Genomic DNA, 23,856 nt, shown 5'->3' on the forward strand with positions numbered 1-23,856 from the left:
CCGTTACCCCCGATCCACCCACCCACCGCATCCGGTCAGGTGTCGTGGACGAGGCAATCGGCGATGCTCCGGGCGGTGGCGAGCAGCTTCGCCCGAACGACCCGGGCGGAGGTCATCATCTCGCTGGCCGGCAAGGCACAGGCGAGCGCCACCCGGCGCTCCACGTCCTTGTCGGCGTTCACCAACACCGCCGCGCAGGCCACTCCCGGCCGGTACTGCCCCAGTTCCAGCTGCATCCCCCGCCGCTCGCCAGCCGCGAGGTCGGCCTCGAACGCCTCGATGGTGGTCAGCGTCCCGGTGGTGAATGGACGCATGCCATTCTCCCGCAAGTAGCGCAGCCGCTGTTCGGTCGTGAGCGTCGCGAGCAGCGCCTTACCGAGCGCGGTGGCGTGCGCCCCCTCGTCGAAACCGGGAACCAGGTCCTCCAGGTAGGGGGAGCGTGGGCCTTCGGTGGCGGCCGTAATGGCGATCTGGCCACCGATGAACCGGCCCAGGAAGTGGCTGTACCCGGTGTCGAGGACGGCCCGCCGCAGGGACTCCCCGACCGCCGGCGGCCCGCGGAAGGCGCTGACCAGCTCGCGGTAGCGGTCGGCTATCTCCAAGCCCACGATGTACGTGCCGTCCTCGCGCCGGATCACATAACCCTCGTACGCCAGGGTGCGGACGAGGTGGTAGGTGGTTGCCACGGTTAGCTCGCACCGTCGCGCGATCTGTTTGACGGTCAGCCCTTTCGGGGCACGACCGACTGATTCGAGCACTCGTAGCGCACGGGACACGCTTCGGATGAGATCCGAAGGTTCCGCCAAGGGGTCGCGCACAACCACCTCCGCAGCCGGGGGCTTACACCATATGAAATACAGGACCGGTCGGAAACGCCTGTTCGGGTAGAGAACACCAGATCGTCATCCACCGCTAGTGATGAGATGGTCACTTTCGGATGACATTGAGGAGTTTGGACCCCGAAACCGACCGGCGCCGGGGACGCCGGCTCCCCGGGACACCACCACTGGTTCAATGGATGCGTCAGCCGAACCGGGAGGCTGCAGCCAGACCCGAGCTGCGGCAGCCAGACCGGGACACCGCAGCCAGTCCGTGAACTGGTCGCGCAGATACGTCAGCTGGTCCGGTCCGCGATCTGGTCGCAGAGAAGTTCGAGCGCCTGCCGGGCCGGGCCCCACGGCAACGGCGCAAGTTGCGCGCGCGCCTGCTCAGCGCGGCTACGGACCGTCTCCCGGGCCCGCTTCAACGCCGGGCTCTCCCGGAGCAGTCCGAGCGCCTCGGCGTGCAGGTCATCATCGGTCAGCGGGCCGACCGCCAGGACTTCCCGGAGCCGCACCGACGAGGCATCAGCGTCGTCCGAGGCGAGGGCATACAGCACGGGAAGGGTGGGGATACCCTCGCGGAGATCAGTCCCGGGCGTCTTGCCGGAGCGCTCCGCCTCACTGGAGATGTCCAACAGGTCGTCCGAGAGCTGGAAGGCGACCCCGATCGTCTCGCCGTAACCGGCCAGCGCCTCAGTATGCGTCGGACTAGCCCCGCTGAACATCCCACCGAACCGGGCCGCGGTAGCGATCAATGAACCGGTCTTCTCGGCGATCACGTGCAGGTGGTGCGCCACCGGATCTACCCCGGGACGCGGCCCCACAGTCTCCGCGATCTGGCCGTGCACCAACCGGGCAAAGGTCCGCGCCTGCAGTCGGACAGCTTCGGTGCCCAGGTCGGCGGAGATATCCGCGGCGCGGGCAAAGAGATAGTCACCGACCAGAATGGCCACCGAGTTCGTCCACCGCGAGTTGGCGCTCGGGGCACCTCGACGCACCAGCGCCTCGTCCATGACATCGTCGTGGTAGAGCGTGGCCAGGTGGGTGAGCTCCACCACCACAGCGGCCGGCACCACCTCTTCCCGAGTCGGATCCCCGAACTGGGCGCCGAGCGCCACCAGCAACGGGCGGAACCGCTTGCCACCGGCCTCAAGGAGGTGCCGGGCGGCCTCAGTGACGAACGGATCGGCGCTGACGACATCGTCCCGCAGCGCAGCCTCGACCCCCGCCAGCACTTGAAGCGCCGAATCCGGGAGCCCCGCGTCGGCTGGATGCAACCCGACGGCACCCCACTGACCCGCACCGCCCCGGCCGGAACGACTACCCACGCCGGTGGCACCCGAAAGCTTGTCAGCCGGATTCACCACGCCTCCCACCATGCCACACCAGTACCGTCAGCCCCGGGCGGGGATAACCCAAAGGGCGCACCGAATGCGTCCATGACCTCTGAGAACAGCCCCGGGGCCGGCACGGAGGTCACGTGCCGGCCCCGAACTAGCGGTGTCACCGCACGAACTCTGCGGCTCCTGCGGCGAGATCGAGCAGCGGCTGCGGAAACACGCCGAGCACCAGGGTGGCGACCACACCGATGGTCAACGCGGCCGAGGTCAGCCAGCCCGGCACGACGACGGCGGGCGTGGACTCACCGGGCTCGGAGAGCCACATCAGCACGACCACCCGCAGGTACGGGAAGGCGAGCACCATGCTGGTCAGCACACCGGCGATCACCAACCAGCCCTGACCGCCGTCGAACGCCGCGCTGAAGACCGCGAACTTGCTCGTGAAGCCGCTGGTCAGCGGGATTCCGGCGAAGGCGAGCAGGATGAAGGTGAACAGCCCGGCGTAGAAGGGCGAACGCTGGCCCAGACCCGCCCAGCGGGACAGGTGGGTGGCCTCGCCGTCGGCGTCCCGGACCAGGGTGACCACGGCGAACGCGGCCAACACCGAGAAGCCGTAGGCCACCAGGTAGAACATCGTCCCGGAGACCCCGTCGCTGGTCGGCGCGAGCACCCCGACCAGCAGGTACCCCGCGTTGGCGATCGAGGAGTACGCGAGCAGCCGCTTGATGTCGGTCTGGGTGACCGCCAGCACCGCCCCGACGAGCATGGTCAGCACCGCCACCACGCCGAGGACCGGGGTGAAGTCCCAACGGGCTCCCTCGAAGGCGACGTGGAAGACCCGCAGCAGGGCGCCGAACGCGGCGACCTTCGTACAGGCGGCCATGAAGCCGGTAATCGGGGTGGGCGCACCCTGGTAGACATCCGGCGTCCAGACGTGGAACGGCGCGGCACCGGCCTTGAACAGCAGGCCGATGGCAATCATCGCCATACCGCCGAAGAGCAGCACCGGGCTGGACGGGCTCTCCGCGACTGCCGCGTGGATGGTGGCGAAGTCAACCCCCGCCGACCGGCCGGGAATACCAGCGGTGAAGCCGTACACCAGCGCGACGCCGAAGAGGAAGAACGCCGAGGCGTACGCGCCGAGCAGGAAGTACTTCATCGCCGCTTCCTGGCTCAGCAGCCGCCGGCGGCGGGCCAGGGCGCAGAGCAGGTAGAGCGGCAGGGAGAGGACCTCGAGCGCGATGAACATGGTCAGCAGGTCGTTCGCCGCCACAAAGATCAGCATGCCGCCGACCGCGAAGCTGGTCAGCGGGTACACCTCGGTCGCGCCCGGAGCCCCGTCGGCCTGCCGACGGTCGTCCGCCGACTCGGCGGTCACCGCCGCCTGAGCCACGAACGCCCCACCGCGCTCGACCGTGCGCTCGCCGATGAGCAGCAGGGCCATCGCGGCCAACACCAGAATCGCGCCCTGCAGGAAGAGCGCCGGCCCGTCAATGGCGATCGCCCCACCGATGGTGATCAGACGATCATTGGCGTTCAACACCACCATGGTCAGCGCACCGAGCACCGCCAGCAGCGCCACCGCGAGCTGCACCACGTGCCGCCGGCGGCGCGGCACGAACGCCTCGACCAGGACACCGACCAGAGCGGCGCCCAACAAGATGAGCGTCGGCGCGAGCGCCGCATAGTCGATCGGTGGAAGCTTCAGCTCGCTCACCGGCTCGCCTCCTGTGGAGTTCCGGCCGACGGGGCCGGGTCAGTCTTGCCGATATCCTGCATGGTCGCCTGGACCGCAGGGTTGATGACATCCGTGACCGGCTTCGGGTAGAAGCCGAGCAGCAGGATCAGCGCGACCAGCGGGGCCACGACGACCTTCTCCCGCAGGTTCAGGTCCCGCTTCATCCCCTCGACCTCGGTCAGCGCCGGGTTGAGCGTGCCCTGGGTAGTGCGCTGCACCATCCATAGCACGTACGCGGCGGCCAGGATGACCCCGAGCGTGGCGATCACCGCCACCGGCTTGTTCACCGAGAAGGTACCGATCAGCACCAGGAACTCGGAGATGAACGGCGCGGTACCGGGCAGCGCCAGCGAGGCGAGACCCGCGAAGAAGAGCACCCCGGCCAGGAGCGGAACCATCTTCCCGGCGCCGCCGAAGTCGCTGATCAGCGCGGAGCCGCGGCGGGCGACCAGCATCCCGACCACCAGGAAGAGCAGACCGGTGGCGAGCCCGTGGTTGACCATGTAGAGCACCGCACCGGTGGCCGCCTGGCTGGTGAACGCGAAGATGCCGACCCCGATGAAGCCGAAGTGCGCGATCGAGGTGTACGACACCAGCCGCTTCAGGTCGTTCTGACCGATCGCGAGGAGCGCCGCGTAGATGATGCCGATCACGCCCAGCGCCAGCGCCCACGGCGCGAACCACTTGGCCGCGTCCGGGAACAGCGGCAGGCAGTAGCGCAGCAGACCGAACGTCCCGACCTTGTCGAGCACACCGACCAGCAGCGCGGCGGCACCCGCGGGGGCCGCGCCACCGGCGTCCGGCAGCCAGGTGTGGAACGGGAAGAACGGGGCCTTGATCGCGAAGGCGATGAAGAAGCCGAGGAAGAGCCAGCGCTCGGCACCGGTGGAGATGTCCACCTCCGACAGCGCCACCCAGTCGAAGGTCTTTCCGCCGACCACCCAGAGGCCGATCACCGCGGCGAGCATGAACAAGCCGCCGACCAGCGAGTAGAGGAAGAACTTCACGGCCGCGTACTGCCGCTGGTGTCCGCCGTAGCTACCGATGAGGAAGTACATCGGCACGAGCATGACCTCGAAGAACACGTAGAAGAGGAAGACGTCGGCGGCGGCGAAGACGCCGATCATCGTGCACTCGAGCACCAGCAACAGTGCGAAGTAGGTTGGCACCGACCGCTTGGACGACTCGGCGTCGTGCCAGGACGCCAGAATCACCAGCGGCACCAGCAGCGCGATCAGCATCAGCATGACCAGCGCGATGCCGTCGGCGGCGAAGGTGAAGTTGACGCCCCAGTTCGGAATCCACGGATAGGACTCGCGGAACTGGAACCGGTCACCACCGGTCTGCCAGGTCACCCACATGACCACCGAGAGCGCCAGCACCAGCAGCGACCAGCCGAGCGCCACCTGTTTGGCCAACTCCGGCCGGCGGCGGGGCAGGACGGCGACCACCAGGGCACCGACCAGCGGCGCCACGGTGAGCACCGAAAGAAACGGGAAGTCGGACATTACGCGGCCTTACCTCCGTCGTCACTGTGCGGTCCGCCGACGGCGGCCACCGCGGGGTTCCCCGACCGCCTCCTGAGGTCGATCACACCAGCCACCCCGCCTCGACGGCCAGGAAGGCCGCCACCACCAGCAGGGCGCCAGCCAGAATCGAGGTGGCGTACGACCGGACGAAGCCGGTCTGCAGCCGCCGGAGCCGACCCGAGCCACCGCCGACGCCGGCGGCGAGGGCGTTGACCAGTCCGTCGATGCCCCGGTTGTCCAGGTAGACCAGCGCCCGGGTGAGGAAGATGCCCGGCTTCTCAAACACCGTCTCGTTGACGGCGTCGGTGTAGAGGTTCTTCCGGGCGGCGGTGACCAGCACCCCGGCCGGCTGCGGCTCGGTGGCCGTGCCGCGCCGGAACAGGAACCACGCGAGCCCGGCGCCGAGCACGGTCACCCCGATCGACAGGATCGTGATGGCGAGGTGTGAGAGCACCGTCTCGTGTGCGGCCTCCGAGCCGCCGCCCAGTCCGGCGGTCGCCTCCAGCCACTCGGGGACCGGCCCGACCATCAGGGCACCGGCGCCGATCGAACCGACCGCGAGCAGGATCAGCGGGATCGTCATCAGCTTCGGCGACTCGTGCGGGTGGTCGATCTCCTCGGTCCAGCGAGCCGGGCCGTGGAAGGTGAGCACGAACAGCCGGGTCATGTAGAACGCGGTCAGGCCGGCGCCGAGCAGGGCCGCCATGCCGAACAGCCAGGCCGTCCAGTCGTCTCGCTCGAACGCGGCCACGATGATCGGCTCCTTGGAGAAGAAGCCGGAGAACGGCGGCAGGCCGATGATCGCCAGCCAGCCGGCCATGAAGGTCAACCAGGTGATCTTCATGTACTTCGCCAGCCCGCCGAAGCGCCGGATGTCGACCTGGTCCTTCATCCCGTGCATCACCGAGCCGGCGCCCAGGAACATGTTGGCCTTGAAGAAGCCGTGCGCCAGCAGGTGCACGATGGCCAGCGCGTACGCCGCGCCACCGAGGCCGACGCCGAGGAACATGTAGCCGATCTGGCTCACCGTCGACCAGGCGAGCACCCGCTTGATGTCGTCCTTGGCCATGCCGATGATGGCGCCGAGCAGGAGCGTCAGCGCGCCAACGCTCACCACGATCAGCTGCAGCGTCGAGTTCGCCGAGAAGATCGGGTTGGAGCGGGCGATCAGATACACACCCGCGGTGACCATGGTGGCGGCGTGGATGAGCGCCGAGACCGGGGTCGGGCCCTCCATCGCGTCCGGAAGCCACGCCTGCAGCGGAAACTGGCCCGACTTCCCGGCCGCACCGAGCAGCAGGAGCAGGCCGAGCAGCAGGACCGTGGTGGCGGTCAGCGAGCCGACGCCGGTGAAGACCTCGTCGTACTGCGTGGTGCCCAGGGTCGCGAACATGATGAAGATGCCGATCAGCAGGCCGGCGTCGCCGACCCGGTTCATCAGGAACGCCTTCTTACCGGCGGTGGCGGCGGCGGGCCGCACGTACCAGAAGGAGATCAGCAGGTACGACGCCAGCCCGACGCCCTCCCAGCCGAAGAAGAGCATCACGTAGTTGTTGCCGAGCACCAGCAGGAGCATGGCGGCGACGAACAGGTTGAAGTACGCGAAGAACCGCCGCCGCCCCGGGTCATGGGCCATGTACTCCACCGCGTACAGGTGGATCAGGGAGCCCACCCCGGTGATCAGCAGTACGAAGACCGCTGCCAGCGGGTCGAAGAGCAGACCGAAGTCCACTCGCAGGTCACCGACCGCGATGAAATCCCAGAGGCTCAGCTCAACGGACCGGTTCTCCAGACCGCGGAGCTGGAAGAAGTAGGTCAGGCCAAGCAGGAACGCGACACCGACCGACGCGACACCCAGCCAGTGCCCCCACCGATCCGCCCGACGGCCGAGCAGCAGCAGGACCGCCGCGCTGACCAGCGGGATCGCCACCAGCAGCCAGACACTGCCGAGTAACCCTTCGGCGGTCGCGTACGTGACGTCGCCCACCGGCTCGACGGGGGCTTTCGCCAGAATCTCCATCACCGCAGGCCCCTCAGTACTTCAGCAGGTTGGCGTCGTCGACGCTCGCCGAGCGCCGGGTCCGGTAGATCGCCATGATGATCGCGAGTCCGACCACGACCTCGGCCGCGGCCACCACCATCACGAAGAACGCCATGATCTGCCCGTTCAGGTCACCGTTGATCCGGCTGAAGGTGACCAGGGTCAGATTGGCCGCGTTGAGCATCAGCTCAACACACATGAACAGCACGATCGCGTTCCGCCGGACGAGTACCCCGGCGGCGCCGATGGTGAACAGCACCGCGGCGAGGACCAGGTAGTAGTTCGGCTCGACCGAGAAGAACTCGTTCACTTTTCGGTCCCCTTCAACGTCGTGTCCTCGGCGGTCAGCTCGCGGACCGGCAGGATTTCCGGGGTGCTCTGCTCGGCCAGTCGCCCGTCGGGCAGGCGGGCCGGCGTGGCGACCGACGATGAGGTGGCGAACACGCCGGGCCCGGGCTTCGGGCCGGGGTAGTTACCGGGGCGGAATCGCGCCTTCATGGTGGCGGCCTGGTCCATCCGGTCCTCCCGGCGTCGCTCGAGGTGCGCCAGCACCATCGCACCGACCGCCGCCGTGATCAGCAGCGCCGAGGTCAACTCGAAGGCGAGGACGTACTTGGTGAACAACAGCCGGGCGATGCCCTGCACGTTGCCCTCGGCGTTGGCCGCGGTGAGCCCGGCGGCGGTGCTGTCGGCCAGTGCCCGGTACATGCCGGTGCCGACGAGCCCGGCGAACCCGACGCCGAGCACGAGCGCCGCGACCCGCTGGCCGCGCAACGTCTCGATCACCGAATCCGAGGCGCCGCGGCCCACCAGCATCAGCACGAAGAGGAACAACATCATGATCGCGCCGGTGTAGACGATGATCTGCACCACGCCGATGAACGGCCCGGCCTGGATCACGTAGAAGACGCCCAGGCAGAGCATCGTCATGACCAGCATCAGCGCCGAGTGCACCGCGTTGCGGGCGGCGACCATGCCGATCGCGCCGATCAGCGCCAGCGGGGCGAGGACCCAGAAGGTGACAGCCTCACCTCCGGGTACCGAACCCGCCGCGGCGAGCACCGTCTGCGTGGTCATGCTCCGTCTCCCTTGTCCGCCCGTTCTGCGGCCTGGTCGGCGCCGGGGAACTGCACACCGGGGTGCTCGCTGATCCGGTAACGGCCGGGGCCCATCGGCGAGCGCTCCGCCCCGGCTGAGGTGCCCGGGTTCTCCAACGCGCCGACGTAGTAGTCCTTCTCGCTGTCGCCCAACCGCATCGGGTGCGGCGGCTGCTCCATTCCGGACAGCAGCGGCGCCAGGAGCTGTTCCTTGGTGAAGATCAGGTCCTGGCGGTTGTCCCGGGCCAGCTCGTACTCGTTGCTCATGGTCAACGAGCGGGTCGGGCACGCCTCGATGCAGAGTCCGCAGAAGATGCACCGGGCGTAGTTGATCTGGTAGACGCTGGCGTACCGCTCACCCGGGGAGAAGCGCTCCTCCTCGGTGTTGTCGCCACCCTCCACGTAGATCGCGTCCGCCGGGCAGGCCCAGGCACACAGCTCACAGCCGATGCACTTCTCCAGGCCATCCGGGTGCCGGTTGAGGATGTGCCGCCCGTGATAGCGCGGCGCCGCGACCGGCGGCTTGAACGGGTAGTCGGTGGTGACCACCTTCTTGAACATGTGCGAGAAGGTGACCCCGAAGCCCTTGAACGTTCCGGAAATCGCGCCCATGTCACACCTCCCTGGAGTCCGTGTCGGCGAGGTTGGCCGGCTCCCGCTCGGCGACCATGCGCTGGGTCCGCGGGCTCGGTGGTACCTGAAGGTCCAGCGGCGGCAGCGGGAAGCTGCCCGGCGGCCGGTTGTTGACCTCCTCGGCCAGCGTCGGCTTCGGCGCCGACTGACGGCTCGGCCAGATCAGGGTCACGAGCAGCACCACACCGGCGATGACCCCGTAGAGCATCAGGCGGTCCGCTCGCTCCCAGCCCTGGGTCTTCAACCAGGCCGCCAGCACCAGAATCCACACCAGGTTGAGCGGAAGCAGGACCTTCCAGCCGAGGCGCATGAACTGGTCGTAGCGAAGCCGGGGCAGGGTGCCCCGCAGCCAGACGAAGACAAAGACGAGGAGGAGGACCTTGCCGAAGAACCACAGCATCGGCCACCAGCCGGAGTTCGCCCCATCCCAGACGCTGATCGGCCAGGGCGCGCGCCAGCCGCCGAGGAAGAGCGTCACCGTGAACGCCGACATGGTCACCATGGCGACGTACTCAGAGAGCATGATCAGCGCGAACTTCAGCGAGCTGTACTCCGTCATGAAGCCGGCGACCAGTTCGGACTCCGCCTCGGGCAGGTCGAACGGGGCCCGGTTGGTCTCCCCGACGATCGCGATGAAGAAGATGACGAAGCTCGGGAAGAGCAGGATCGCGTACCAGCCGGGCGCCGCGAGATCGAAGCCGAAGAACTCAAGCTGGGGACGTTCTCCCTGGGCCGCGACGATCCCACTGGTCGACATCGTGCCCGAGAGCATGAAGACCGCCACGATGGAGAGGCCCAGCGCGACCTCATACGAGATCAGCTGCGCGGCGGAGCGCAGGCCGCCCAGGAGTGGGTAGGTCGACCCGGAGGCCCAGCCCGCCAGCACCACGCCGTAGACCGCCATCGACGAGCAGGCCAGCACCAGCAGCACCGCCACCGAGACATCGGTGACCTGCAACGGCGTCTTGTGCCCGAAGATGCTGACCATCGGGCCGAAGGGCATCACCGACAGCGCGGTGACCGCACAGACCACCGAGATAACCGGCGCGAAGAAGTAGACGACCTTGTCCGCGGAGCGCGGCAGGATGTCCTCCTTGAAGGCCATCTTCATGCCGTCCGCGAGCGTTTGGAGCAGGCCGAACGGGCCGAGCTGGTTGGGGCCCGGTCGGACCGCCATCCGGCCGACGACCCGCCGCTCGAACCAGACGCCGAGCAGCGTGGCCAGCAGGCCGAACGCAAACGCGAAGACAATTTTGATCAGGACCAGCCACCACGGGTCCTGACCAAAATCGGCCAGCGTCGGTTCCTGGGCGAGGAAGGTCACTGTGCCCACCTTTCGGTCGCGACTGCGGGGCTAACCCGCCCCACTCGTGCTCTCCCCACCCTCACTGGACACCACCGGAGTTGAGGAGCGGGCCCGGGCGGCCGGACGCGTCGGCGGCGACCGGCGCGTCGGACTGCGGGGGAACGGTCGAGCCGGTCGTACCGGCGGAGATCCGCACGACCGCGCCGGCCCCGACGCCAAGGCTGCGGCGGAGGGTCGATCCGGGCGAGTTGGTGGGCAGCCAGACCACGCCGTCCGGCATCTCGGTCACCACCACCGGCAGGGTGACGCCGCCTCGTTCGGTACCGACAGTCACTGCGTCCCCGTCGGCGACACCGATCGACTCCGCCGTGCTCGGGGCCAGCCGGACCACCGCCGGGCGGGCCGTACCGCCGAGGTGCTCGTCCCCGTCGGTCAGGGTGCCCAGGTCGATCAACTGGTGCCAGGTGGCCAGCACCGCCTCACCGGCGCCCGGCTGCGGTACGGCCGGCGGGGCCACCGTCGGCGGGGCCGGCTTCGTGGTCTGGGTACGCGGCAACTCGCCCAGCTCCCGGCGAATGGCCGACACATCAGCGGTGCCGAGCCGCACGTCCAGCTGCGCGGCGAGCGCGTCCAACACCCGGCCATCGGTCATCGCGGCGGTGTTCAGTACCGCCTCGAAGGGGCGCAGCCGCCCCTCCCAGTCCAGGAAGCTTCCCGCCTTCTCCAGCACCGGGGCGACCGGGAGGACCACGTTCGCCCGCCGCGCCACCGCACTGTTACGCAGCTCGAGGCTGACCAGGAAGGGCACCGCATCCAGCGCCTGCTCGGCCAGTCGCGGGTCGGCCAGGTCTGCCGGGTCGACGCCGGCCACGACCAGGGCGCCGAGCTTGCCGGCGCTCGCCGCCACGAGGATGGCGTCCGTGTCCCGCCCGGCCTGGCTCGGGATGGTTCCGGCCGGCACGTCCCACGCCTCGCCCAGCTCAGCGCGGGCGGCGGGCTCGGTGACCAAACGGCCGCCGGGGAGCAGGTTCGGCAGGCAGCCCGCGTCCACCGCGCCCCGGTCGCCGGCACGCCGCGGCACCCAGGCCAGCTTGGCGCCGGTACGCCGGACCACCTCCGCCGCGGCGGAGAGCCCGCCCGGGGTCGTGCCCAGCCGCTCACCGACGAGCAGAACCGCCCCCGGCTTGCTGAGCGCCTCGGCGACCGTCGCGTGCTCGGCGAGCACACTCGCCTCCTCGCCCGGCACCACCCGGGCCAGCTTGGCCCCAAGCTTCTCCAGGCCACGGGTGGCGAACGGCGCGATGGCGTAGACCGTCAGGTTCTTCTTCAGGTGCGCCTTGCGCAGCCGCAGGAAGAGGATTGGGCACTCCTCCTCCGGCTCCAGGCCGGCCAGCACCACCGCGGGGGCCTGCTCGATGTCGGCGTAAGTGACATCGGTGACTCCGGCGACCGAGCTGGCCAGGAAGTCGGCCTCCTCGCGGGAGACCGGCCGGGCCCGGAAGTCAAGGTCGTTGGTCTGCAGCGCGACCCGGGCGAACTTCGCGTACGCGTAGGCGTCCTCGACGGTCAGCCGACCGCCGGTGAGCACCGCCGTACCCGACGCACTGTCGCGGGCGGCCCGCAGCCCTTCGGCGGCGACCGTCAACGCCTCGCTCCAGGAGGCCTCGCGTAACTCGCCGGTACGCTCGTCCCGGACCAGCGGCGTGGTCAGCCGGTCGGTGGCGCGGGCGTACTGGAAGCCCCAGCGGCCCTTGTCACAGTTCCACTCCTCGTTGACCGCCGGGTCGTCGCCGGCCAGCCGCCGCAGCACCTTGCCCCGCCGCCAGTCGGTGCGCTGGGCGCAGCCGGCCGAGCAGTGCTCGCAGATGCTGGGGCTGGAGACCAGGTCGAACGGGCGGGCGCGGAAGCGGTACTGCGCGCCGGTCAACGCCCCCACGGGGCAGATCTGGATGGTGTTACCGGAGAAGTACGAGTTGAACGGCACGTCGCCGGTGTCGCTCTCCGTGTCACCGTACGCCTCGTCCCGGTAGATGTTGATCTCCTCTGCCGACGAACGGTTCATCAGGTCGATGAACTTGTCGCCGGCGATCTCTTCGGAGAACCGGGTGCACCGCTGGCAGAGCACGCACCGCTCGCGGTCGAGCAGCACCTGGGTGCTGATCTCCAGCGGCTTCTCGTACTCACGCTTGTGCTCGTGGAACCGGGAGTCGGTGCGGCCGGTCGACATCGCCTGGTTCTGCAGCGGGCACTCGCCGCCCTTGTCGCACATCGGGCAGTCGAGCGGGTGATTGACGAGCAGCAGCTCCATCATCCCCTCCTGCGCCTTCTTGGCGACCGGGGAGGAGAGCTGCGTCTTCACCACCATTCCGTCAGCGACGGCCTGGGTGCAGGAGGCGACCGGCTTGCGCTGCCCCTCCACCTCGACCAGGCACTGCCGGCAGGCCCCCACCGGGGCCAGCAGCGGATGGTCGCAGAACCGGGGGATCTCGACGCCCATCTGCTCGGCCACCCGGATCACCAGCTCCCCCTTGGGCGCGGTGACCTCAATACCGTCGATGGTGAGCGTGACCGTCTCGGTCTGCTTGGCTACGTCCGTCATCAGTGGGCCCCCACCAGCTGCTTGTCGGAAAGCTTCGGTGCGGTCCGGCCCTCGATGTAGTCGAGGTAGTCCTGCTTGAAGTACTTCAGCGAGGAGGTCACCGGGCTGGTGGCACCGTCACCGAGGCCGCAGAACGAGCGGCCGAGAATGTTGTCGCAGGTGTCCAGGAGCGTGTCCAGGTCCTCCTGGGTGCCCTGGCCGGAGAGGATCCGGCGGTAGACGCGGACCATCCAGTAGTTGCCCTCCCGGCACGGGGTGCACTTGCCGCACGACTCGTGGTGGTAGAACTCCAGCCACCGGTACGTCGCGTAGACCGGGCAGTCCTGGTCGGAGAAGATCTGCGTCGCCGTGGTGCCGAGAATCGACCCCGCCGCCGCCACCCCCTCGAAGTCCAGCGGCACGTCCAGGTGGTCGGCGGTCAGCAGCGGCGTCGACGAGCCGCCCGGCGTCCAGAACCGCAGCGAGTGCCCCGGCTGCATCCCACCGGCCAACTCGATCAGCTCGCGGAGCGTGACACCCATCGAGCACTCGTACTGACCTGGGTTCACGACCCGGCCCGAGAGCGAGTAGATCATCGGCCCGGAGGACTTCTCCGTGCCCATGCTCCGCCACCAGGCGGCGCCCCCCAGAACGAGGTACGGAACCGAAGCGATGGTGCCGACGTTGTTCACCACCGTCGGGCTGGCGTACAGACCGTGCGTCGCCGGGAACGGCGGGCGCAGCCGCGGCTGGCCGCGGAACCCCTCCAGCGAGTCCAGGAGCGCCGTCTCCTCACCGCAGATGTACGCCCCGGCCCCCGAGTGCACCACCAGGTCCAGGTCGAAGCCGCTGCCAAGGATGTTCTTCCCGAGGTAGTTCCGGGCGTACGCCTCCTGCACCGCGTGCCGCAGCCGGCGGGCGGCGTGCACCGCCTCGCCGCGGATGTAGATGTAGGCGCGGTTGGCCCGGATCGCGTACGACGCGATGATCACACCCTCGATCAGGGAGTGCGGGTCGTGCGTCATCAGCGGCAGGTCCTTGCAGGTGCCCGGCTCGCCCTCGTCCGCGTTGACCACCAGGTAGTGCGGTCGGGTCGGGGCCTTGCCGTCCGGCTCCTGCGGGATGAACCCCCACTTGAGACCGGTCGGGAAGCCCGCGCCGCCCCGGCCGCGCAGCCCAGAGTCCTTGACCAGCTGGATCAGGTCATCCGGGTGAGCACCCAATGCCTTGCGCAGCGCGGCGTACCCGTCCAGCCGCTCATAGGTCCCGATCCGCCAGGCATCCGGCGACAGCCAGCGCTTGGTGAGCACCGGCGTGAGCTTGGCCAGCGTCTCCGGCCGAGGAGTGGTCACTGGTCTGCGCCCCTTTCGTTCCCGGCTGGGGAGCCCGCCGTATCTCCCATGCCCGCCGCTGCGTCCTTCAACGAGCGTTCCTTCACCGGCGCCTCGTCCCCCGCGGGCTTGGCATCGCTGGCGGGTTTGGCGTAACCGGCCGGCCGGCTCTCCTTGGCCGCGCCAGCCGAAGCGGCGGCGGGCTTGGCGGCCTCGGCCTTCGCCTTCGCCTCGGCGGCGGCCTGCTCGGCCTCGGCCTTACTGCGGATCGGCGTGTTCGGGTCAAAGCCGGTGACCGCGATGCCGTGCTCCTGCGCCAGCCGCAGCCCGCGCACGGTCGGCTCGCCGGGGCCCCCGTCGGCGACCGCGTCCGCACGCTCGTCGGCGAAGCCGGCGAGCTGAAGCGACATCTCCTTCAGCTGGCAGAGCCGAGCCCCGCGACTCGGCGTCGGCCGGCTACCGGCACGCAGCTCGTCAACCACGCCGACCGCCGTCTTCGGGTCCACGTTGTCGAAGAAGTCGTAGTTGACCGTCATCACCGGTCCGTAGTCGCACGCCGCCAGACACTCGGCGTGCTCCAGCGTGACCGTGCCGTCGGCCGTGGTCTCCTCGTGCCCGACACCGAGGTGCTCGACCAGAGCGTCGTACACCTCCTGGCCGCCCAGCACGTTGCACATCGTGTTGGTGCAGACGCTGACCAGCCAGTCACCGGTCGGCCGCCGCTTGTACATCGTGTAGAACGAGGCGACCGCGCCGACCTGGGCCTTGTTCAGCCCCAGCACCTCGGCGCAGAACGCGATGCCGGCCGGGGAGACATACCCCTCCTCCGACTGCACCAGGTGCAGCAGCGGCAGCAACGCCGAGCGGGACCGATCGGCCGGATACCGAGCAATGATCTCCCGGGCCCGCGCCCGGGTCTCCTCGGAAAACACGGTCATCGGTGCCCCCTTTCCGTTCGCGACTGCGTCACTCACCGGTCACACCCGCCCATCACCGGGTCCAGCGAGGCGCCACCGGCGATCACGTCGGCGATCAGGCCGCCCTCGGCCATCGCCGGCAGGGCCTGGAGGTTGACGAAGCTGGGCTCCCGGTAGTGCACCCGGTACGGCCGGGTCCCCCCGTCGGATACCGCGTGCACACCCAGCTCACCCCGGGGCGCCTCGATGCCCACGTACACCTGGCCGGGCGGGACCCGGAAGCCCTCGGTGACGAGCTTGAAGTGATGGATCAGCGACTCCATCGACTGCCCCATGATCTTCGCCACGTGCTCCAGCGAGTTACCCATGCCGTCGACCCCGATGGCGAGCTGCGCCGGCCAGGCGATCTTCCGATCCGCCACCATCACCGGGCCCGGCCGGAGCCGGTCCACCGCCTGCTCGACGAGCTTCAACGACTCCCGAATCTCGGCGAGCCGGACCAGATACCGGCCCCACACGTCACCATCGGTGTGGGTCGGCACGTCGAACTCGTACGTCTCGTAGCCGCAGTACGGCATCGTCTTGCGCAGGTCCCAGGCGAGGCCGGCGGAGCGCAACACCGGGCCGGTCACGCCCATCGCGAGGCAGCCGGTCGCGTCGAGCACCCCGACGTTCTGCGTCCGCTCCAGCCAGATCGGCTGACCGGAGAGCATCTTCTCGTACTCCGCGAGCTTCTTCGGCATCAGCTTCAAGAAGTCACGGATCTTGGCGATCGCCTCATCCGGCACGTCCTGCGCCACTCCACCCGGGCGGACGTACGCGTGGTTCATCCGCAGCCCGGTGATCAGCTCGAAGATCTCCAGGACGTACTCCCGCTCCCGGAAGCCGTAGAGCATCATGTTGATCGCGCCCAGCTCCATGGCCGTGGTGGCCACCCAGACCAGGTGCGAGGAGATCCGGTTGAGCTCCATCATCAGGACCCGAATGGTGGTCGCCCGCTCGGTGATCTGCTCCTCGATGCCGAGCAGCTTCTCCACCGCCAGCGAGTACGCCGTCTCGTTGAAGAGCGGGGCGAGATAGTCCATCCGGGTCACGAAGGCCGAGCCCTGGACCCAGTTCCGGAACTCCATGTTCTTCTCGATGCCGGTGTGCAGGTAGCCGACGACCGAGCGGAGCTCGCGGACCGTCTCGCCCTCCAGCTCCAGAACCAGCCGGAGCACCCCGTGCGTGGACGGGTGCTGCGGACCCATGTTGACGACGATCCGCTCGTCGTTGATCGGGTCAGTGCCGGAGAGGACGACATCCCAGTCCCCGCCGGTGACGGTAAAGACCTTGCCCTCGGCGGTCTCCCGCTCGGTGGCGTAGTTGGACGCGCTCACTCTACCTGCCCTCCGTTCCCGACTGCGGGGCTCGCAAGCTCACTCCTCGCGCTCACCGTCCCTGCCCTCCGTCCGCGACACCGGGGCTCGCAAGCTCACTCACTGGTACGACCTCCGGCGGTCCGGCGGCGGGATTTCGGCGCCCTTGTACTCGACCGGCACGCCGCCCAGCGGATAGTCCTTACGCTGCGGGTGGCCCTCCCAGTCGTCCGGCATGAGAATCCGGGTCAGACCGGGGTGGCCGTCGAAGATGATGCCGAACATGTCGTACGCCTCCCGCTCCTGCCAGTCGGCGGTCGGGTAGACGCTGGTCACGCTGGGCAGGTGCGGGTCCTCGGCGGAGACCGCAGCCTCTAGTCGGACCTGACGCCGGTAGGTCATCGAGGTCAGCTGGTAGACCACGTGCAGCCGGCGGGCGTCGGCGCCCAGGTAGTCCACCCCGGAGACCGACGAGAGGAGCTCGAACCGGAGCGAGAGGTCGTCCCGCATCACCTGGCAGACCTCGGCGATCCGCTCCGGGCGGATGTGCAGGGTCAGCTCACCCCGGTCAACCACGACCTTCTCGATCGCCTCGCCGAAGGCCGGGTACGCCTCCTCCAGCGCATCGGTGACCTCGTCGAAGTAGCCGCCGTACGGCCGCGTGGCCGCCTCGATCGGCCGTTGCGGGCGAACCAGCCCGCCGTAGCCGGAAACGTCGCCGGTGCCCTGGTCGCCGAACATCCCACGCCCGGCGGGGCTCGACGGGGGCAGCTCAGCCGGAGCGCCGCCGGTGGCCCCGGCCGGGGTAACCGGTACCGGCACGCCGCCGTCGTCCGTCCTGTCCTGGGGTGCGCTCATGTCACCGGCCCTCCGTTCACGACCGTGGGGCTCGCAAGCTCAGTCACTTTTTCAACCCCTCGTACTGCTGCAGGTGGGGCTGGGCCTTCATCCAGTTCTCAATCCGCAGCTGCTCCTCGCGACCCTCGCGGACGGCCTTCGTCCACTCGGCGCGGCGGGCCTTGTCGCTGCGGTACGACGACGGCATCGACCCGTAGGGCACGATCGGCACGTCGCCGCGGGCCTTGCGGGCCTCCAGCATCTTGCGGCCGTTCGGGCCAAGGGGCTCATGCATGATCTTCTCGCGGAGTTTGAGGACCGCGTCGATGAGCATCTCGGGCCGGGGCGGGCAGCCGGGCAGGTACATGTCCACCGGCACGACGTGGTCAACGCCCTGGACGATCGCGTAGTTGTTGAACATGCCCCCGCTGCTGGCGCAGACGCCCATCGACAGCACCCAGCGGGGCTCGGCCATCTGGTCGTAGATCTGCCGGAGCACCGGGGCCATCTTCTGGCTCACCCGCCCGGCCACGATCATCAGGTCCGCCTGTCGGGGCGAGGCCCGGAAGACCTCCATGCCCCAACGGCCCATGTCGTAGTGGGGGCCGCCGGCTGCCATCATCTCGATGGCGCAGCAGGCGAGGCCGAAGGTGGCCCCCCAGACCGACGACTTACGCGACCAGTTGACGAACTTCTCCACCGAGGTGAGCAGGACACCGGCGGGGAGCTTCTCCTCGATACCCATCTACGGTTCCTTCCTCAGTCCCAGTCCAGGCCGCCGCGCCGCCACACGTAGGCGTACGCGACGAGGACCGCGACGATGAACAGGACCATCTCCACTAGGCCGAAGATCGGCAGGGCATCGAACGAGACAGCCCAGGGGAAGAGGAAGATGATCTCGATGTCGAAGACGATGAAGAGCATCGCCGTTAGGTAGAACTTGATCGGAAACCGGCCACCGCCGACTGGCTGCGGGCTCGGCTCGATTCCACACTCGTACGCCTCAAGCTTGGCCCGGTTGTAACGGCGTGGGCCGGCGAGGCGGGCGGCTGCCACGGAGAACAGCGCGAACGCCGCGGCGAGGGCGAACAACCCGATGATCGGTATGTAAGGCGAGAGCGACATCGTTTCTCCTGCTCGTCCTTCCCTGCCCTCGATGCTGGACAAATATCACACTATTCACATCCCGGTCAGCGATTGCCGGCGGGGTCAAAACACACCGCGATCCAGATCGCGTCACACAGCTGGCGCCGCCTTCGTCATCGCGTTGATGACCCGGTCCATCGCGTCCCCGTCGCGCGGGTCGGTCAGGTTGGCCAACAACTTGAGCACGAAGCGCATCAACGTCGGGTGCGGCAGGCCGTACTTCGTGGCGGCCCGCATGATCTCGGGGCGACCGATCAGCTTCACGAAGATGCCGCCGAGCCGGTAGTAGCCACCGAACCGGGTCTTCAGCTCCGCCGGGTACGCCATCAGCGCGCGCTCCCGCTCGACGCCGGCCGGACGGGCGAGCGCCTGCACCGCGATCTCCGCGGCCAGTTCCCCCGACTCCATCGCGTACGCGATGCCCTCGCCGTTGAACGGGTTGACCATGCCGCCGGAATCACCGACGAGCAGCGTTCCGCGCGAGTAGTGCGGCACCCGGTTGAAGCCCATCGGCAGCGCCGCGCCGAGGATCGGTCCCTCGGCAGTGGCCTCGTCCGCGATCCCCCACTCCTCGGGGGTGTTGGCGAGCCAGTCGGTGAGCAGCCGCCGGTAGTTCGTCTTACCGAAGGCGGAGGAGGAGTTCAGGACACCGAGCCCGACGTTCACCCGGCCGTCGCCCAGCCCGAAGATCCAGCCGTAGCCGGGCAGGAGCGCGTCGCTGCCCTTGCGGCGCAGCTCCAGCCAGGACTCGAGGTAGTTGTCGTCGTGCTTGGCCGGGCAGCGGTAGTACCGCCGGACCGCCACGCCGAGCGGCCGGTCATCCCGCTTGGCCAGCCCGAGGGCGAGCGGGAAGCGGCCGGAGACCCCGTCCGCGGCGACCACGAGGGGCGCCCGGAAGGTGGCCGGCTCCTGCTCCGGGCCGACCGCTGCCTCGACCCCGACCACCCGGCCGGCACGGTCGAATACCGGGGCGGTGACCTCAACCGCGGTACGCAGCTCGGCACCGGCGGCGACGGCGCGCTGGGCGAGCAGTTCGTCGAAGTCCAGCCGGGGACGCACCAGGCCGTAGTTGGGGAAGCTGGCCAGGTCGGGCCAGTCCAGTTCGAGTCGGAGGCCACCACCGACGACCCGCAGGCCACGGTTACGCACCCAGCCCGCCTCGACCGAAGTATCCACGCCCATCCGTACCAGCTGGCGCACTGCGCGCGGGGTCAACCCGTCGCCGCAGACCTTCTCCCGAGGAAACTCGGTCTTCTCCAGCAGCAACACACGGACGCCGTGCTGGGCCAGGTGGTACGCGGTCGCCGAACCACCTGGGCCTGCGCCCACGACGATCACCTCGGCGTCGTTCTCCGTGGTCATCCGCACCTCCCCTCCCGCACGCTCGTGAAAACGTTCACAAGCCAGACGGTATGGAGTCTATGACCGGCCAGGTAGCGGCTGCGTATTAGGGGTACCTAACTTGCTGGAAACCTGCCGGTCAGCGGCGGCAGCGGCGATGTAGCGACGCAGTTCGGCACGAATCACCGTCTACGCAGCGGTCCTGACCCGAGACACACGGGCACCGCTGTCACGGCCGGAAGGCCCGGTGCAGCGCCACAATTCCGCCGGTCAGATTGCGCCAGGCCGCCCGGTGCCAGCCCGCTGACCCGATCCGCTCCGCCAGCACCGCCTGATCCGGCCACGCGCGGATCGACTCCGCCAGGTAGACATACGCGTCCGGGCTACTCGCCACCGACCGCGCCACCGCCGGCAGCGACCGCATCAGATACGACAGGTAGATCGTGCGGAAGACGGGGTTGACCGGGGTGCTGAACTCGCAGACAACCAGCCGGCCGCCGGGCTTCGTGACCCGGGCCAGTTCCCGCAGCGCCGCGTCCGTGTCCTGCACGTTGCGCAGCGCGAAGGAGATGGTCACCGCGTCGAAGGTGGCGTCGGCGAAGGGCAACCGCAGCGCGTCCCCCGCCAACAGGGGCACCTCAGGGCGGGTCCGCCGGCCCGCGGCCAACATTCCCAGGGAGAGGTCGGCACCGACCGCGTACGCCCCTGAGCGGGCGAGTTCCCCGGTCGAGACACCGGTGCCGGCGCCCACGTCCAACACCCGCTCGCCGGGCCGCAGGCCCAGCGCGGCCCGGGTCGCCCGCCGCCAGGACCGGTCCTGCCCGAAGGAGAGAACAGTATTCGCCAGGTCATAGCGGGCGGCCACGCCGTCGAACATCGTGGCGACCTCGTGCGGCTGCTTGTCCAGGCTGGCGCGCTGGCCCTGCGATGTACTCACCCCTCCACTGTGCCAGCCGTCGCACCTCCCGCCGGGAGGGCCCCCTACCAGGCCATCCGCGCCGCACACCACACCACGAGGGCGGGGTGGCCGTCGGCCCGCCCCGCCCTCGTCGACACTGGCTGTCAGTCGGTGTCCCGCTCCGACCCTGGGTTCACCAGGACAACCTTCCGTCGCCGCGAGAGCAGCAGCAGCGCAGCGCCGGCCAGCAGCACGACCGCACCAACGCCACCGATCAGGCCGACCTGCACCCCGGTGACCGGCAAGCCGCCGCCACCACCAGAGCCGCCCGGGGTATCCGTGGCGGTCGGGGTAGCTGTGGCGGTCGGGGTAGCTGTGGCGGTCGGGGTTGCCGTGGCGGTCGGGCTCGGCGAACCGGTGGGCGTGGGGCTCGGCGTGGAGAGGTTGACGAAGACGTCGAACTGGGCCAGCCCGTCGTCGGGGTCGGTCTCCGCGAACGCCCGGCGCTGCTGGTCGGAGGCGATGCGCGGCGTCGCCTCCGATGCACCGGAGGCGAGATCGAGACCCACCGAGTAGAGGAAGCCCGGGCGGAGGACCGGCTCGGTCACATCGGCGTCGACCTGCACCCGCACCGGCGCGGTGTAGAACTCGCCGGGGTCCAGCACCGCGCCGGAGTCGGTGCAGTGCACCTGCGCCAGGCCGCCGAGACCCGACTCGGCACAGCCCGCCGGCAACTCCGCGAAGGTTACGCCGGCCGGCAGGGTAAGCCCGTAGGCGATACCGGTGGCCGAGCGGCTGCCGTGGTTGTACACGGCCCAGTCCAACGGCGCGGTCTCGCCCGGTCGGACCGGCGTCCGTGCCGACTCACCGCTGTCGTCGCCGTCGACCTCCACGTCGGCGTAGACGTCCTGCACCCAGCTGGTGAGGTCGTAGCCGGGCTTGGCGACCGTGATGTCGTGCTCGATCTCGTTGTCCTCCGAGACCGGATCTGGGGTGGCCGAGGTCACGGTGATGACCAGGTGGCCAGCGGCACCGCGCTTACCGATGGAGAAGAGCGGGATACCGAAGTCTTCGGTGGTGCCGGCGGGCAGGTCGCCGAGGAGGCAGCTGAACGCGGTCCCGGTGGCCTCGCAGCCCGCCGGCACGGCCACGCCGACCTTGTTTTCCTTCAAGTTCGCCGTCTCGACGGTTACCCGCACGGACTTCGCGTCAGCCGTGCTGCGGGTGTTGTTGATCTGGATCTTGAAGGGCTTAGCTCTGGCCTCCTCGACACCCTTGGCCAGCTCAGAACTGATCGGGATCAATGCCAGGTCGGCCTGATCAGCGGCGTGCGCCGGAGCGGACACACCGATGCTGCCGGCCGCGACGAGCAGGGCGACCGCCCCGACCCGGGCCAGCGACGGACGGTGAAGCAACATCATCGATCCCCCTGAGGGTTCGGAACACGAGTTTCGAAAACGAGCGGAGGCCCGCCACCCCTCGATCGGGGTGGGGCGGCCGGGCAGTCTCACCCGGACCCGAAGCACCGGGCCGGGATATTAACGGGCGATGATCACGCTGGCTAGCCCGCCGCGTGGGCATGCGGACGTTGCCCTCGCAGCCAAGTCCAGGGATTGTCCGGAATAGCGGGGTTCGTCATCCACAATGTGGACCATCACATCGACGAACAGGTCACCGAACTCAATACCTTCGGCCTACACCCTCGCGCCATCCAGCACCACACTGGCGCCGTTACCGAAAGGCTGGGTAGATCAGCCGGCGTCAACCAGTGGCAGCGTCTTCCCGGCGCCGCCGCCGGGCAGCGCGATCGATGAGAAGTGCGACACCACCCGGTCATCCTGCGGGTCGTCGGCGGGAGTGCGGTGCACGGCGAGGCGCCGGTAGTGGGTGTCCCGCTGGGCGGGGATCCGGTCCGCCGACCGAATCATCCCGATCAGGTCGTGCAGGTTCGAACGGTGCCGCGCTCCGGCCGAGGAGATCACGTTCTCCTCCAGCATGATCGAGCCCAGATCGTCAACCCCCATGTGCAGCGCGAGCTGGCCGACATCCTTGCCAGTGGTGAGCCACGACGCCTGGAGGTGCGGCACGGTCTCGAAGAAGAGCCGGGACACCGCTACCAGCCGCAGGTACTCCAGGGTGGTGGCCTGGGTCCGGCCCTTGAGGTGGTTGTTCTCCGGCTGGTAGGTCCACGGGATGAACGACCGGAAGCCCCGCGTCCGGTCCTGCACGTCACGGATCATCCGAAGGTGCTCGATCCGCTCGGTGGCGGTCTCCCCGGTACCCATCATCATCGTCGCGGTCGACTCGACGCCCTGCTGGTGGGCAAGCTCCATCACCTCGAGCCAGCGCTCACCCGACTCCTTCAGCGGCGCGATCGCCTTCCGCGGCCGGGCCGGCAGCATCTCGGCGCCGGCGCCCGCGATCGAGTCCAGGCCGGCCGCCTTGATCCGAGTGATGGCCTCGGTCAGCCCCACGCCAGACACCTTCGCCATGTGCAGGATCTCGCTCGGGCCGATCGAGTGAATGGCGAGCTGCGGGTAGGCCCGCTTCACCGACGAGAAAAGCTCCTCGTAGTACTCCACCCCGTAGTCGGGATGGTGCCCACCCTGCAGCATCACCTGGGTGGCGCCCAGCTCGACCGCCTCGCCGCAACGGCGCAGGATCTCCTCCGTCGGGTGCGTCCAGCCCTCCCGGTGCTTGGGCGCACGGTAGAAGGCACAGAACCGGCACGCTGTCACGCAGACGTTCGTGTAGTTGATGTTGCGGTCGATCAGGTACGTGACGATGTTGTCCGGGTACCACCGCCGACGTACCGCGTCGGCCGCCTCACCCAGCGCATGGAGAGGCGCTTCGGTGTAGAGCAGCAGGGCCTCCTCAGGCGTGATCCGCCCGCCGTCCGCACCGCGCTGCAGGATGTCGTTGATCTCCCGGCTCACCGTCACGCT

The 23,856-nt window shown here is 69.0% G+C and carries 20 protein-coding genes; all 20 read right to left on the reverse strand.

The window, feature by feature from the left end:
* Positions 1–35: 35 nt before the first annotated feature.
* The 20 genes from B116_RS0115610 to mqnC all read right to left on the reverse strand — a co-directional run bounded on the left by B116_RS0115610 (position 36) and on the right by mqnC (position 23,853).
* On the reverse strand, positions 36–818 hold the full coding sequence (locus tag B116_RS0115610; protein WP_027660618.1) for an IclR family transcriptional regulator: 783 nt from the start codon (positions 816–818) through the stop codon (positions 36–38).
* A 296-nt stretch (positions 819–1,114) separates the two neighbouring features.
* Complete coding sequence (locus B116_RS0115615) at positions 1,115–2,200, reverse strand: polyprenyl synthetase family protein (protein ID WP_027660619.1); 1,086 nt, start codon at positions 2,198–2,200, stop codon at positions 1,115–1,117.
* Positions 2,201–2,324: 124 nt separating this feature from the next.
* Positions 2,325–3,878 (reverse strand): NADH-quinone oxidoreductase subunit NuoN, encoded by a 1,554-nt coding sequence (nuoN, locus tag B116_RS0115620; RefSeq protein WP_018720766.1) that lies wholly within the window; start codon positions 3,876–3,878, stop codon positions 2,325–2,327.
* A complete protein-coding gene (locus tag B116_RS0115625; protein WP_018720767.1) occupies positions 3,875–5,407 on the reverse strand; it encodes an NADH-quinone oxidoreductase subunit M in 1,533 nt (510 codons plus the stop codon). Before B116_RS0115625 ends, nuoN begins: the two co-directional genes overlap by 4 nt.
* An 82-nt stretch (positions 5,408–5,489) precedes the next feature.
* A complete protein-coding gene (nuoL, locus tag B116_RS0115630; protein WP_027660620.1) occupies positions 5,490–7,448 on the reverse strand; it encodes an NADH-quinone oxidoreductase subunit L in 1,959 nt (652 codons plus the stop codon).
* Between the two features lie 13 nt (positions 7,449–7,461).
* Positions 7,462–7,779: an NADH-quinone oxidoreductase subunit NuoK gene (gene nuoK / locus B116_RS0115635; RefSeq protein ID WP_012015253.1), complete on the reverse strand. Its 318-nt coding sequence runs from the start codon at positions 7,777–7,779 to the stop codon at positions 7,462–7,464.
* Entirely contained in the window at positions 7,776–8,546 is a 771-nt protein-coding gene (locus B116_RS0115640) for an NADH-quinone oxidoreductase subunit J (RefSeq protein WP_018720769.1), read from the reverse strand. The genes nuoK and B116_RS0115640 overlap by 4 nt, the downstream gene beginning before the upstream one ends.
* Complete coding sequence (gene nuoI, locus B116_RS0115645; RefSeq protein WP_027654735.1) at positions 8,543–9,178, reverse strand: NADH-quinone oxidoreductase subunit NuoI; 636 nt, start codon at positions 9,176–9,178, stop codon at positions 8,543–8,545. The genes B116_RS0115640 and nuoI overlap by 4 nt, the downstream gene beginning before the upstream one ends.
* 1 nt (position 9,179) lies before the next feature.
* Positions 9,180–10,523 (reverse strand): NADH-quinone oxidoreductase subunit NuoH, encoded by a 1,344-nt coding sequence (nuoH, locus tag B116_RS0115650; protein ID WP_018720770.1) that lies wholly within the window; start codon positions 10,521–10,523, stop codon positions 9,180–9,182.
* A 61-nt stretch (positions 10,524–10,584) separates the two neighbouring features.
* Positions 10,585–13,104: an NADH-quinone oxidoreductase subunit G gene (locus tag B116_RS0115655; RefSeq protein ID WP_027660621.1), complete on the reverse strand. Its 2,520-nt coding sequence runs from the start codon at positions 13,102–13,104 to the stop codon at positions 10,585–10,587.
* Complete coding sequence (nuoF, locus tag B116_RS0115660; protein WP_018720772.1) at positions 13,104–14,435, reverse strand: NADH-quinone oxidoreductase subunit NuoF; 1,332 nt, start codon at positions 14,433–14,435, stop codon at positions 13,104–13,106. Before nuoF ends, B116_RS0115655 begins: the two co-directional genes overlap by 1 nt.
* On the reverse strand, positions 14,432–15,352 hold the full coding sequence (gene nuoE / locus B116_RS0115665) for an NADH-quinone oxidoreductase subunit NuoE (RefSeq protein ID WP_027660622.1): 921 nt from the start codon (positions 15,350–15,352) through the stop codon (positions 14,432–14,434). Before nuoE ends, nuoF begins: the two co-directional genes overlap by 4 nt.
* Positions 15,353–15,384: 32 nt before the next feature.
* Positions 15,385–16,710, reverse strand: coding sequence for an NADH-quinone oxidoreductase subunit D (locus B116_RS0115670; protein ID WP_018727603.1), 1,326 nt, complete (start codon positions 16,708–16,710; stop codon positions 15,385–15,387).
* 99 nt (positions 16,711–16,809) lie between these two features.
* Positions 16,810–17,547, reverse strand: coding sequence for an NADH-quinone oxidoreductase subunit C (locus B116_RS0115675; RefSeq protein ID WP_027660623.1), 738 nt, complete (start codon positions 17,545–17,547; stop codon positions 16,810–16,812).
* A 43-nt stretch (positions 17,548–17,590) separates the two neighbouring features.
* Positions 17,591–18,271, reverse strand: a complete 681-nt coding sequence (locus B116_RS0115680; RefSeq protein WP_018720776.1) for a NuoB/complex I 20 kDa subunit family protein — start codon at positions 18,269–18,271, stop codon at positions 17,591–17,593.
* Positions 18,272–18,285: 14 nt separating this feature from the next.
* Entirely contained in the window at positions 18,286–18,651 is a 366-nt protein-coding gene (locus B116_RS0115685; protein WP_018720777.1) for an NADH-quinone oxidoreductase subunit A, read from the reverse strand.
* A gap of 111 nt (positions 18,652–18,762) precedes the next feature.
* Positions 18,763–20,034, reverse strand: coding sequence for a geranylgeranyl reductase family protein (locus B116_RS0115690; protein WP_018720778.1), 1,272 nt, complete (start codon positions 20,032–20,034; stop codon positions 18,763–18,765).
* Between the two features lie 208 nt (positions 20,035–20,242).
* Positions 20,243–20,950 carry a demethylmenaquinone methyltransferase gene (locus tag B116_RS0115695; RefSeq protein ID WP_018720779.1) on the reverse strand — a complete coding sequence of 236 codons (708 nt, stop codon included), beginning with the start codon at positions 20,948–20,950 and terminating at the stop codon, positions 20,243–20,245.
* Between the two features lie 125 nt (positions 20,951–21,075).
* Positions 21,076–22,332 (reverse strand): COG1361 family protein, encoded by a 1,257-nt coding sequence (locus tag B116_RS0115700; protein ID WP_027660624.1) that lies wholly within the window; start codon positions 22,330–22,332, stop codon positions 21,076–21,078.
* Between the two features lie 330 nt (positions 22,333–22,662).
* Positions 22,663–23,853 (reverse strand): cyclic dehypoxanthinyl futalosine synthase, encoded by a 1,191-nt coding sequence (mqnC, locus tag B116_RS0115705; protein ID WP_018720781.1) that lies wholly within the window; start codon positions 23,851–23,853, stop codon positions 22,663–22,665.
* Positions 23,854–23,856: the final 3 nt, after the last annotated feature.

This window comes from Salinispora fenicalii (assembly GCF_000514815.1).
GTDB lineage: Bacteria > Actinomycetota > Actinomycetes > Mycobacteriales > Micromonosporaceae > Micromonospora > Micromonospora fenicalii.

Excerpts from the sequence above, each read along its gene's own strand:
- B116_RS0115615 (WP_027660619.1), bottom strand. The coding sequence starts at position 2,200 with ATGGTGGGAGGCGTGGTGAATCCGGCTGACAAGCTTTCGGGTGCCACC.
- B116_RS0115625 (WP_018720767.1), bottom strand. The coding sequence starts at position 5,407 with ATGTCCGACTTCCCGTTTCTTTCGGTGCTCACCGTGGCGCCGCTGGTC.
- nuoL (WP_027660620.1), bottom strand. The coding sequence starts at position 7,448 with ATGGAGATTCTGGCGAAAGCCCCCGTCGAGCCGGTGGGCGACGTCACG.
- B116_RS0115640 (WP_018720769.1), bottom strand. The coding sequence starts at position 8,546 with ATGACCACGCAGACGGTGCTCGCCGCGGCGGGTTCGGTACCCGGAGGT.
- nuoI (WP_027654735.1), bottom strand. The coding sequence starts at position 9,178 with ATGGGCGCGATTTCCGGAACGTTCAAGGGCTTCGGGGTCACCTTCTCG.
- B116_RS0115655 (WP_027660621.1), bottom strand. The coding sequence starts at position 13,104 with ATGACGGACGTAGCCAAGCAGACCGAGACGGTCACGCTCACCATCGAC.
- nuoE (WP_027660622.1), bottom strand. The coding sequence starts at position 15,352 with ATGACCGTGTTTTCCGAGGAGACCCGGGCGCGGGCCCGGGAGATCATT.
- B116_RS0115675 (WP_027660623.1), bottom strand. The coding sequence starts at position 17,547 with ATGAGCGCACCCCAGGACAGGACGGACGACGGCGGCGTGCCGGTACCG.
- B116_RS0115680 (WP_018720776.1), bottom strand. The coding sequence starts at position 18,271 with ATGGGTATCGAGGAGAAGCTCCCCGCCGGTGTCCTGCTCACCTCGGTG.
- B116_RS0115685 (WP_018720777.1), bottom strand. The coding sequence starts at position 18,651 with ATGTCGCTCTCGCCTTACATACCGATCATCGGGTTGTTCGCCCTCGCC.
- B116_RS0115690 (WP_018720778.1), bottom strand. The coding sequence starts at position 20,034 with ATGACCACGGAGAACGACGCCGAGGTGATCGTCGTGGGCGCAGGCCCA.
- B116_RS0115700 (WP_027660624.1), bottom strand. The coding sequence starts at position 22,332 with ATGATGTTGCTTCACCGTCCGTCGCTGGCCCGGGTCGGGGCGGTCGCC.